At 34.4% G+C, this 12,588-nt stretch carries 10 protein-coding genes; 9 read left to right on the top strand and 1 reads right to left on the bottom strand.

Annotation, left to right across the window (positions count from 1 at the left end):
* Window positions 1-52 precede the first annotated feature (52 nt).
* A complete protein-coding gene (locus tag PQ463_RS10810) occupies window positions 53-826 on the bottom strand; it encodes an META domain-containing protein (RefSeq protein WP_274257825.1) in 774 nt (257 codons plus the stop codon).
* A 267-nt stretch (window positions 827-1,093) separates the two neighbouring features.
* Here PQ463_RS10810 and nirB point away from each other — a divergent pair, with 267 nt between their 5' ends.
* The 9 genes from nirB to PQ463_RS10855 all read left to right on the top strand — a co-directional run bounded on the left by nirB (window position 1,094) and on the right by PQ463_RS10855 (window position 12,586).
* Window positions 1,094-3,607, top strand: coding sequence for a nitrite reductase large subunit NirB (gene nirB, locus PQ463_RS10815; protein WP_274257826.1), 2,514 nt, complete (start codon window positions 1,094-1,096; stop codon window positions 3,605-3,607).
* 269 nt (window positions 3,608-3,876) lie between these two features.
* Window positions 3,877-4,254: a nitrite reductase small subunit NirD gene (gene nirD, locus PQ463_RS10820; RefSeq protein ID WP_274257828.1), complete on the top strand. Its 378-nt coding sequence runs from the start codon at window positions 3,877-3,879 to the stop codon at window positions 4,252-4,254.
* 253 nt (window positions 4,255-4,507) lie between these two features.
* On the top strand, window positions 4,508-5,092 hold the full coding sequence (locus PQ463_RS10825) for a DUF4202 domain-containing protein (protein ID WP_274257829.1): 585 nt from the start codon (window positions 4,508-4,510) through the stop codon (window positions 5,090-5,092).
* A gap of 6 nt (window positions 5,093-5,098) precedes the next feature.
* A complete protein-coding gene (locus PQ463_RS10830; protein WP_274257830.1) occupies window positions 5,099-6,910 on the top strand; it encodes a PAS domain-containing sensor histidine kinase in 1,812 nt (603 codons plus the stop codon).
* 715 nt (window positions 6,911-7,625) lie between these two features.
* Window positions 7,626-8,285: a response regulator transcription factor gene (locus PQ463_RS10835; protein ID WP_274257832.1), complete on the top strand. Its 660-nt coding sequence runs from the start codon at window positions 7,626-7,628 to the stop codon at window positions 8,283-8,285.
* Window positions 8,286-8,385: 100 nt separating this feature from the next.
* The gene (locus tag PQ463_RS10840; RefSeq protein ID WP_274257834.1) at window positions 8,386-9,870 is read left to right on the top strand and encodes an MFS transporter; all 1,485 of its coding nucleotides are present in this window, start codon (window positions 8,386-8,388) and stop codon (window positions 9,868-9,870) included.
* Between the two features lie 96 nt (window positions 9,871-9,966).
* Window positions 9,967-11,244 (top strand): alginate export family protein, encoded by a 1,278-nt coding sequence (locus PQ463_RS10845; RefSeq protein ID WP_274257835.1) that lies wholly within the window; start codon window positions 9,967-9,969, stop codon window positions 11,242-11,244.
* Window positions 11,245-11,382: 138 nt separating this feature from the next.
* Window positions 11,383-11,748, top strand: a complete 366-nt coding sequence (locus PQ463_RS10850; RefSeq protein ID WP_111379137.1) for a hypothetical protein — start codon at window positions 11,383-11,385, stop codon at window positions 11,746-11,748.
* Between the two features lie 124 nt (window positions 11,749-11,872).
* Window positions 11,873-12,586, top strand: a complete 714-nt coding sequence (locus PQ463_RS10855) for an endonuclease/exonuclease/phosphatase family protein (protein WP_274257837.1) — start codon at window positions 11,873-11,875, stop codon at window positions 12,584-12,586.
* The last annotated feature ends 2 nt before the right edge of the window (window positions 12,587-12,588 follow it).

Raw genomic sequence — 12,588 nt, forward strand, 5'->3', positions numbered from 1 at the left:
AGTAAAAAACATCTGCTCAATCTGTAAAATCTGCGGGAAACAAATAAAATAATTAATCCACCTTCTTAAAAACAGCCAATTTCCCAGAAGGATTAGACAAAATCAATTGATTATTTCCAATCGAATAAGTTGTTGTACTTTGCAATGCTTTAGTAAATTCTCCTTCTTTATTTCCTGAAGGACAAGCCATGAGAGTTGAAAGCACTTTTGAAAATCGAAGCAAATCCTTTTCATAAAAGATCGAACCGCTTATTGCATTACAACCGCCATAGCCAGAAAATCTATTCTCTGATGAATTAATTTCAATTCGAGGCATTTCTTTCTGAAAATCTGTTGCAAAAACTTTATATCCATTTAATTCTTCTAAAACCCAAATATCATGAAGTCTATAATCGGTAATATATTTTCCGCACCCGCTAAGCTTCTTTGTTTCTAATTCTGAATTATTTCTAATTTCGACTTTTACGCTATAAGGCGAAATCGCTCCAGACATCGAATCCTGACAATCCAATTGTTGAATCGTAATCGTTGCCGAAGTGGTTTCGTTACGTGCCTGATACATTTTCACATTAGCATCCATTGCTCTAATAGCATCAACGGCTGGAAAAATGATTTTTTCTTTTCCTGGTATTAATGAGGTAAAAACAATTTCCTCATTCCCTATTTTAATTCCCCAAAACGGCTCGTTTCCTGTTCCTTTAAAATAATATTTTAAATCCTCTTCTGTAGAACTTGTCGAAGTACTTCCGACAGTTTCTTTATTTGCAGCCGTTTTACATCCTATTATTAAAAATGAAAACAACAATATTGAAAGTATTTTTTTCATGAGATTTTAGTTTAAAAAAGTTCTTGCGCATAAAATACCTGTAAAATTCTTATGAATTTACAACATTTTTTTGAAATGCTTATTTAGAATCCTTTCAAATTTAAAAAACTAAGTACGTAAAAAATCATTCGAAATCCGCACTACGTAAAAGATTACGCCAAAATACGTAGTAATCAAAACATAATTATTGCTCAAAAAATAACATTATACGTATTTTTATAAGTATAAATACTTATATTTGCATAGTAATACTTAATTAAAGAAATCATGATTAGAGTAATAGTAGTTGGAAACGGCATGGTTGGTTATAAATTTTGCGAAAAGTTTGTTGCAAAATCAGGACAAGAGAAGTATCAAATCACAGTATTTGGAGAAGAACCAAGACGCGCCTACGATCGCGTTCACTTAAGCGAGTACTTTGGAGGAAAGACAGCTGATGATTTATCACTATCAACGACCAATTGGTACGCAGAAAACAATATTATTCTAAATACATCAGAGTTAATTACAGATATTAATCGTGATGTAAAAACTATTCATACACACTTAGGCAAAACACATACGTACGACTACTTAGTTTTAGCTACAGGTTCTTCGGCATTTGTGCCACCAATTGAAGGCGTAGAAAAAGAAGGTGTTTTTGTTTACAGAACCATCGAAGATCTAGATGCTATTATGGCTTACGCCAAAAAAATAAAAATAAAGGGTGCTACAGAAGCCGCCGTTTTAGGTGGAGGTTTATTAGGTCTTGAAGCGGCAAAAGCCGTTAGAGATTTAGGCTTAAATCCTCATGTGGTGGAATTTGCACCACGTTTGATGCCGAGGCAATTGGATCAAGGCGCGAGTGATATGCTTCAATCAAAAATAGAAGAATTAAATATCGGAATTCATCTTAACAAAGCAACACAATACATTGATGGAAAGGAAAGTATAACGGGAATGATGTTTGCAAACGACGAATTGTTAAAAGTAGACATGTTGGTTATATCTGCCGGAATTAAACCTCGCGACGAACTGGCAAGAGTTTCAGGACTTGAAGTTGGTGTACGAGGCGGAATTGTGGTAAACAATCAAATGCGAACATCAGATCCTTCTATTTTTGCAATTGGCGAAGCAGCTCTTTACAATCATAACATTTACGGACTTGTTGCGCCAGGTTACGAAATGGCCGATGTAGCTGCTGAACAAATCTTAAATGGTGATAAAACCATGAGAGAAACCATCGATATGTCAACACAATTGAAATTAATTGGTGTTGAAGTTGCGAGTTTTGGTGATCCTTTTATTGAAAATAATGATGTCACAGCTATTATTTATGAAAATAAATTAAGTGGCGTTTACAAAAGAATCAACGTTACTAAGGATTCTAAAAAACTTTTAGGCGGAATTTTAGTTGGAGATTCTAGCGATTACGGTTCGCTTTTTCAGATTTACATCAACGAAATGGCGTTGCCTAAAAACCCAGAAGATTTGATTTTAGGTTCTCGTGACGGTTCTGAAGGTTCTTCTTTAGGAAGCGTAATGGATTTGCCAGACACCGCCGTAATTTGTTCTTGCGAAAATGTTACAAAAGGCGCTATCTGCTGTAAAATTTTAGACGAAAGCTGTTCTTCACTTTCAGATGTCGTTAAAGCGACTAAAGCAACTTCTGGCTGTGGAGGCTGTAAACCAATGGTTTCTGATTTGGTAAAAGCAACACAGAAATCTTTAGGAAAAGAAGTAAAAGAAGTGATCTGCGAACATTTCAGCTACACACGTCAAGAATTATTTGATTTAGTAAAAATCAACAAATACGAGAATTTCTACGATGTTTTAGATCATCACGGAAAAGGCGACGGATGCGAAGTTTGTAAACCAGTTGTAGCTTCTATTTTCTCAAGTATCTACAATGATACTGCTAATAAACACGTAACTACACAAGATACAAACGATAGATTTTTAGCAAACATTCAACGAAACGGAACCTATTCTGTAGTTCCAAGAGTTGCTGGAGGAGAAATTACTGCTGAGAAATTAATCGTAATTGGCGAAGTGGCAAAACAATTCGATTTGTACACTAAAATTACTGGAGCACAAAGAGTTGATTTATTCGGAGCGCACTTAAGCGATTTGCCAAAAATCTGGAAAATCTTAATCGACAATGGTTTTGAAAGCGGTCATGCCTACGGAAAATCACTTCGTGCTGTAAAAAGCTGTGTCGGAAATGCGTGGTGCCGTTACGGAATGGACGATAGCGCCGGATTTGCGATTGAACTAGAAAACAGATATAAAGGAATCCGTTCTCCGCATAAACTAAAAGGTGGTGTTTCAGCCTGCATTCGCGAATGTGCCGAAGCTCGCGGAAAAGATTTCGGATTAATTGCTGTTGAAGGTGGATGGAATTTATACATCTGCGGAAATGGCGGAGCAAATCCAAAACATGCCGTTTTATTGGCTGAAAAAATCGACAAAGAAACTGTGATCAAATACATGGATCGCTTCTTAATGTATTACATACGTACTGCTGGTCCGCTAATTAGAACTTCAACTTGGTTGGAAAAACTAGACGGAGGTTTAGAGTATTTGAAACAAGTAATTATAGAAGATAGTTTAGGAATCTGCGAAACGCTTGAAGCTGAAATGCAGACTTTAGTAAACACTTTCGAATGCGAATGGAAACAAGTGCTAGAAAAACCAAGATTATTGAAACGTTTCAATCATTTTATAAACTCAGACGAAAAAGACGACAACGCTGTTTTCGTACCATTAAGAGATCAAAAAATGCCAAAAGCTTGGTCATAAATATTTAAAATTAAACACATAGAGACATAGATTTTGCACCTTAACAAAAAGCAATGTTTCTCCATAACAGGAATAATTTCTTTTGACAATTCTTTTTTCAAACTATTAAGTCTATGTCTCTATGTGGTTAAACTATAAAGCTCCGAAAAAAAAAAAAAAAAAATCATTAAACGTTTGCTGTCCTTCTTACCCTCTTTTTTACTGCGCCATCAAATCTCTCTTGATTGTAAAAAGAGGGCTAAGAAACAGGAACCAAAAACTCAATCAAAATGGAAGAAATCTTAAATCAATACGAAACAGTTCACGCGAGCGATGCAACAATTTGGTTCAAAGCAGGTAAAGTTGAAGATTTCCCAACCAACCGAGGAGGCTGCATTAAATACAAAAACAAACAAATTGCAATTTTTAATTTTACGCGTCGCAACGAATGGTACGCTTGCCAAAACGCTTGCCCACATAAAATGGAAATGGTACTTTCAAGAGGAATGACAGGATCTGCAGATGATATTCCGAAAATCGCCTGCCCGATGCATAAAAAGACTTTTTCACTTGTTGATGGTTCTAATTTAAATGGTGAAGATTATAGCATTGCAACGTATCCTGTTAAGATTGTTGAAGATGAAGTATTTGTTGGTTTTATAGACTGATTTAATCTCAATCTTGTCATTTCGACGAAGGAGAAATCTTCGCAAGTAGCTCCGTTCCAATAAGCCAATCTTTGTCGAGCTTCTCGCGAAGATTTCTCCTTCGTCGAAATGACAAAACTATCACAATTACTATGTGAATTAATGCAAGTGAAACGCCTTTAACCACAAACAAATCTATGTTTCTATGTGTTAAAAAAAACTATCAGCAAAAACTTAATTCCGTATCTTTGAAATTCTATTATCAAACCAAAAAATGACTACACCTTTTCAAAAAGCAAGCGAATGGATTGATGCTGAAAACGCACAAGACCCAAACATCGAATTAGACCAAAACAAAGAATATCCAAAAGAATTGTTGTATTCTGACAGGATGTATAAAAAACTGATGGAATTTGAACCGAACGCATCCGAAGAAGTTCAAATTGCTTCAAAAGCACAACACATCTGCCGATGGAAAGTCGCTCGTGAATCATATCCAATGGATCGAGTTGGTTACTTAAAATGGAGAGAAGAACTAAAAAAATTCCACGCAAAAACTACAGCTGAAATCTTAGCAAGAGCAGGTTACGATCAAACTTTTATCGATCGTGTTTCTTTCTTAATCGAAAAAAAATTACTTAAAAAAGATGCCGAAACACAATTATTGGAAGACGTAATTTGTTTGGTGTTTTTAGATTATTATTTAGAACCTTTCGTTCACAAGCACGACGAAGAAAAGCTGAAAAACATCATCAAGAAAACCTGGGATAAAATGTCTGACAAAGGACATCAGGAAGCTTTAAAAATCAATTATTCTGAAGAAAACTTAAACCTAATAAAAGCTTCTTTAGGATTGTAAAAAGATATGAAGAAAAGCAATCAGGAAGCAGCAGAAAAAATCACTTTCAAAAATTTACGCCGTCTGTATTTTTTTGCGCTTCTTACTATTGCCTTAACTATAATTGTCAGTCAGTTTCTGGTTCAATACAATCTGAATCAGCAGTTAAGCGATTCTAAAATCATTAATTTTTCTGGTAAGCAAAGAATGCTGAGCCAGAAAATTGTCAAAGAAGTCCTCATTTTACATTACGTTTCTGATTCGGCTACAGCCAAAAAAACTTCACACTTAAAAGAGGTCTTAGAACTTTGGAAAAAGAATCAAAATGCGTTGGAAAACGGGAATGACAGTCTAGCTTTTCCAAAAGAAAAAAGCGAAACGCTAAATAAATTGTATCTGGAAATCAATCCGATTTTCAATAAAATTACACAAACTACAGATTCTTTTCTGCTGAATTTACAACAGAAAAAATCGACTTCTGAAAACCAGAAACTAGTTCAAATTATTCTAGAAAACGAAGGTGTTTTCCTTTCAAAAATGAATCAGATTGTAACGCAATACGATCTTGAAGCGCACGAAAAAGTAACCGAGCAGCGCAGAATCGAATATTGGATTTTTGGTTTTACATTGCTTGTTCTGCTTTTAGAATTCTTCTTCATTTTCAAACCAACCAACAAGAAAATCGAAAGGCTCATTGCTCAGCTTTTATCTTCTGAAAAGAAAGCGCTGAAACTAGCCTACGACACCGAAATCATAAGTGAAATCAAAGAAAACTCAGTAAAAGAATTAAAATCGCTCAATTATGCGATGGAAAATACTTTACTGTATTGCCGAATTTCACCAGATGGCTCGATCATCCATATTGGAGAAAAATTTGCAAAACTTCTTAATTACACTAAGTTTTCATCTAACAAAAAGTTCTCTCAAGTACTGACAGAAGACGAAAAAGAACAGGTTAATTTTGACCGTCTTATTTTCGAAAAACAGCGCAGCGGCTGGCAAGGCGAAATCAAAATTATAAATAAAGATGAAAAAGAAATCTGGCTCGATTTATCGATGGTTCCCGTAATGATCAAAAAAGACGAATTGGAACTTTTGATCGTTTGTTTCAACATCACCGAACGCAAAAAAGCACAGCGTGAAGTTGAACGTTTGAACCTTGAAAACACTACCGAAAAAATCAACCAGCAAAAGATTATTTCAAGCAAAATTGTTGAAAATCAGGAAAACGAACAAAACCGAATCGCTAAAGAAATTCATGACGGAATCGGTCAAATGCTTACCGGTTTAAAGTTCAGTTTAGAAAGCATTAATCTAGACGACAGAGAAAAGTCAGAACAAAAAATAGAATATTTAAAAAAGCTTTCTTTAGATATTATAAAAGGTGTCCGTACGGCAACTTTCAACCTAATGCCACCAGAATTAAGCGATCACGGAATCGTTTCGTCATTATCAAAACTAACGCAGGAGCTTTCAAAACTTACGGGAAAAGAAATCCTTTTCTACAACAAAACCGATTTCGACCAGCGCTTAGATTCCTTAATCGAAATCAATATTTACAGACTTACGCAAGAAGCCATCAACAACGCCATTAAATATGCAGAATCCTCTCATATAATTGTACAGCTTTCGCACAGCGATACACTTTTAAGTATTATCGTTGATGACAACGGAAAAGGTTTTGATGTCAATTCAGTCGATAAAAAGCGTAACAGCGAATCAGGAATGGGGCTTTTATTTATGAAAGAAAGAATCCAATACATCAACGGCCGCGTTTTCATGAACTCCATTCCAGGTGAAGGAACGAGAATTACATTCAACATCCCGATCTTAAAATAATGAGTTAATGTGCCAATTAGAAAATTAGATAATTATTTAACACATTCATAAGAATTATCTAATTGACACATTAACTCATTATCTAATTATCATGGCGAGCCAGTATTGGGGAAAGTGGGCAAACAAACTTTGTCTATATTCGCCCACTTTCCCCAATACTGTCGGGCTATCCGGGCTACTTCGGTAGCTTCCTCCTATCCCTCTCGCGGGCAAAGGGTTTCAAAAGAAAATTTAATTTTACCAAGGAATTAAAAAGTGAAAAAATGAATTGCCTCCAGCTTTAGCTCGAGGTTACAAAAAAGTACTAGGAAGCGCTTTAGCCAAACTTACGCATTTGGCTAAAGCCCTCTCTTCTAGCTACAAAAACATCCAGCTAAAGCTGGAGACAATTAAAAACCAAACTTTATCAAAGTTTTATGCACGCTTGTCAGGCTGAGCGGAGTCGAAGCCTACGCGAGTAACTCTACAAAGATTGGCGATTTAGATTGTGGAATTTCTTTGCACTAGCTTCGACTCCGCTCAGCCTGGCAATCCTATATTCAATTTGGAATTTGGTATTTTAATATTCGAATTTATCTAAGGATTTCTAATGATTTTTTAATATTGGAATTTGGAATTTCAAAAAATTGGAATTTTAAATAAAAAAAGTACGTATATTAGCATCTTCTTTTTAGATGAATATACGTAAAAATTGAGAATCAAAATTAAGTAAACTATGAACAATATCATTCGTGTAGTACTGGCAGATGACCATGTTTTTGTTAGAGACGGAATCAAGTCTTTACTTGAAAACGAAGCAAACATCGAGGTTGTAGGCGAAGCAATTGATGGTGAAGATGCACTTGAAGTAGTTGCAGCAACACAGCCAGATTTACTTATAGTAGATATTCGTATGCCAAACTTAACAGGTATTGAGGTAGTAGAAAAACTTAGAAACGAAAAAAACAACGTAAAAATCATCATGCTTTCAATGCACGAATCGGAAGAATATGTCTTGAAATCAATAAAAGCGGGAGCCGACGGATATTTGCTAAAAGGCTCAAGCAAAGAAGAATTCTTAAAAGCATTGCATAGCGTTGCTGTAGGAGGAAAATATTTCAGCGGTGATATTTCTTCTATATTAATTAGCCAATTAACTAATTCATCAACATCATTAGAACCAAAACAACCTTTAGGTGAAGAAATGATGATTACCAAAAGAGAAAAAGAAATCCTAACCCTTCTTTTATCTGGAAAAGGAAACAAAGAAATCGCCGAAGCGCTTGATATTAGTAAACGAACTGCCGAAGTGCACCGTTTCAACTTAATGAAAAAACTGAAAGTAAAAAACCTTATGGAACTTTCTAATAAAGCGGCTGAATATTCTTTAATTTAAAAAAAATACGTATAAATACGTAATTATTTTTCTAAAACTGCGTTTTAGCAGGTTTTTACTAAGTTATAGTACTTACTTTTACATAAAAACAATAAGTACTATGAAAAATACAAACTCACTATCGCAGTCACACAAAATTTTATTTTTGAACACATTGGCATTTACAGTGTGTTTTGCCTGTTGGACATTAAACGGGGTTCTAGTAACCTTTTTAGTTGATAATGGAATTTTCCATTGGGATGTTATTCAAGTCGGATGGCTTTTAGGTATTCCAATTTTAACTGGATCAATCATGCGTTTGCCAATCGGAATCTTAACGGATAAATTTGGCGGAAAATATGTCTTTTCACTTTTACTTCTTCTAAGTTCAATTCCGCTTTTCCTTCTTCCTTATGCTGACAGCTTTTTTATGTTTGCGTTACTTAGTTTCTTCTTTGGAATGGTAGGAACCAGTTTTGCAGTCGGAATTGGATATACCTCAATTTGGTACCCAAAAGAATGGCAAGGTCGCGCACTAGGAATCTTCGGAATGGGGAATGCTGGCGCAGCTATCACAACATTTTTAGCACCTTCATTATTAAATCATTTCTCTATCGACGATCCGCAAAATGGCTGGAAAGTACTACCTGTTATTTATGCCATTTCATTAGTAGTAATTGGTGTTGCCTTTTTAATTTTCGCTCAAAACAAAAAAATAGAAAGCAGTGGTAAAACCATTTCACAAATGCTTACTCCTTTAAAATCAGAAAGAGTTTGGCGTTTTGGAGCTTATTACTTCTTAGTTTTCGGATGTTTTGTAGCTTATTCTCAATGGTTATTGCCAAATTTCATGAACGTGTACCAAACGAGTTTAGTTATGGGCGGTTTATTTGCAACAATGTTCAGTTTACCATCTGGAGTAATTAGAGCTTTCGGAGGTTATTTATCAGATAAATTTGGAGCGAGAAAAGTAATGTATTGGGTTTTGAGTTCCTCTGTAATTTTAAGTGCTTTATTATCGATTCCGAAAATGGAAATCACTACTTCTGGGCCAGGAATACTTGCGGCAAAAAAAGGTGTTGTTAACGAAATTAGCGACAAAACCGTGAAAATTGGCGATAAAGAATATCCAATTGCACAAAAAACAGCCAATAGTAATGAAAATGCTATTTTTCCAACTTCTACTAGCTGGCAAGATGTTGTTGTAGCACACAATCAAAGTGTTGCTAAAAAAGAATTGATTGCCAAAGGTGTGACCGTTATTAAGTTTGATGCCAATATGTGGGTATTTCTGGTTTTAGTAATTCTAATTGGGATTTCTTGGGGAATTGGAAAAGCGGCTGTCTACAAACATATTCCTGAATATTTTCCAAAAGAAGTTGGCGTTGTGGGCGGAATGGTAGGAATGATTGGTGGCTTAGGCGGGTTCTTCGGTCCAATTATCTTTGGATATCTATTAACTGCAACCGGAATCTGGTCAAGTTCATGGATTTTTATTTTAATCTTTTCAACTATCTGCTTAATTTGGATGCATTACACTATTACTCAACTATCTAAGAAAAAGGAAGTTAAAGTAAATAAAGCAAAATTAGAACCTGCCTATTAAACTAAGATTAAAAAAAAATTAGAAACATGACTATAATCATATTATTATGACGGCATTTTCTTATAAATTTACCTCTGATAAAAAAACAAAAATTTTATGAAAAAACTTAAACTAATTTTAATACTTATCGTAGGATTAAGTTTTGAAATACAAGCCCAAGAATTAGATGTAAATCTTCAAATCAGACCACGATTTGAATATAGAAATGGATTCAAACAACCGTTGCAATACGGCCAAGAAGGAACATCGCAAATTTCACAACGCTCTCGTTTAGGCATTAATTACAAACAAGAGGATTTAATCGTAAAACTGAGTTTACAAAATACCAGAACTTGGGGAGATGTACCAACGACAACTACTTCCGATAAAAATGGAGTAGCAGTTTTTGAAGCTTGGGCACAATATAATTTTACTGAAAAATGGAGCGCCAGAATGGGACGTCAAGTGCTTTCTTACGATAATCAGCGTATCCTTGGAGGATTGGATTGGGCACAGCAAGGACAAAGCCATGACGCGTTAATAGTTTCTTTTCATAATGAAACTCAAAAATTAGATTTTGGAGGTGCATACAATTCAGATGCTGAAAATCTTGTTCAAACAGCTTATACTGTACCTAATATGTACAAAACCATGCAATATGCTTGGTACCACAATCAATTCAACGAAAATTTAGGCGCAAGCTTTTTAGCATTGAATACAGGATACGAATATACTCGTAGTCCAAATACTCCAGAGAGTAAAATTCTAGTAGATTATAAGCAAACTTTTGGACCTTATGTTACTTATAAAAAAGGCAAACTAGACACCAGTTTCTGGGTATATGGACAAACTGGAAAAAGCAACGATCATCAAGTGAGCGCTTGGAATGCTGCTGCCAATTTAGGGTATAACATAACAGAAGCTTTTAAACTAGATTTAGGTTACGAATTTTTATCTGGAAAATCTTCAAATGATGGAAGCACGGTAATAAAATCTTTTAATCCCCTTTTTGGAACCAACCACGGATTTAACGGTTATATGGATTATTTTTATGTTGGAAATTACACCAATAGCTATGGTTTACAAGATGCCTTTATCAAACTAAACTATAATGTAAACAAATGGCAATTTGCTTTAATTCCACATGTATTTTTAACAGCTGCTGATGTAGTAAATGTTCCGCTTAACGAAAAAATGGATTCTTACTTAGGAACAGAGATTGACGCCACTTTTGGATATAATTTCAAGAAAAACATAACCGTAACTGGAGGTTACTCTCAGATGTTTGGATCTAAAACAATGGAATTTGTAAAAGGTGGAGATACAAGCCATACTAATAATTGGGCGTGGTTAATGATATCTGTTGATCCGAAAATTTTCAGTTGGAAAAAATAGTTTTTCTTAAAATTTAACCTAAATATTTTACCCTTTTCCTATTTCTGGAAAAGGGTATTTTTTTTATTTAATTATAGCGTGGATTATATGTATAATTATTTATATTTGAAGTGATTATGAACCCCCAATTCTATCCTAATGAAACCATTTCTAAAATTGTCCTTGCTGACTTTTATTGTCACGCAAACAGGTATTGCCCAAAAATACGATGATGCCTTAATTTCGAAAAACTCAGAAATTAATTTTGCCAAAACGCAAAAAAGAGGAATCAAAAAAAACAACATAGTTTATTATGTTGAAAATGATCTGCAGACCATTTCTGCCTACAAAAGAAAAAAACTGAAATGGCAAACCAATGTAATTTCAATCTGTGGAAAACCTAAAAAAGGAGAACCTGAAATTAGATATGTTGGTTACAACTCAGACAAACTGCTTATCGTAATCGGAAAACACAATTTTGCTGAAATCGACATTAACAGCGGAGAAACAAAATTTGTTGGTTAAGATTAAAGAAATTTATATATACAAACTACCCTTTTTCTATTTTGAGAAAGGGTAGTTTTTTGATCGATCAAAAAAATATCCTCATTAATCGCTATATTTGAGTGAGAAACAATTTAATTTTCAAATGAAAATCATCGCTTGGAATTGCAACATGGCATTCAGAAAAAAAGCAGAATTTATTCTAGCTCATAATCCTGATATTGCTGTAATTTCTGAGTGTGAATGTTCGGAAAAATTAAAATTCCCAACCGAAATACAAACACCAAACGACATTCTTTGGTATGGTACAAATCCGCATAAAGGAGTTGGCGTGTTTTCTTATAGTGATTATCGGTTTCAATTATTAGATTTTCATAATCCAGATTTCAAAAATATTCTACCAATTGCAGTAACAGGCGGAAAGATTGACTTTACTTTATTTGCAATTTGGGCAAATAACCCTGCGGATAAAGATGGCGCTTATGTAACTCAGATCTGGAAAGCGATTCATTTTTACGAAGATCTAATCAAAGAAACTAAAACCATTTTAATTGGAGATTTTAACAGCAATACGATTTGGGATAAACCACGAAGAGAAGGAAACCATACAACTGTTGTAAATAAATTAGCCGAAAAAAATATTTTTAGCACATATCATAAATACTTCAATCAGACTCACGGCAAAGAAGAGCATCCAACTTTATATCTTCATAAGAGTAAAAATAAGCCTTATCATATAGATTATTGTTTTGCTTCAAATGATTTTAATGAAGCTTTAGAAAGTGTTGAAGTTGGTACTTACAAAGATTGGACGTTGTATAGCGACCACAAACCTTTAATAATTAAATTCAATATATAAAC

Source organism: Flavobacterium sp. KACC 22763, assembly GCF_028736155.1.
Taxonomy (GTDB): Bacteria; Bacteroidota; Bacteroidia; order Flavobacteriales; family Flavobacteriaceae; genus Flavobacterium.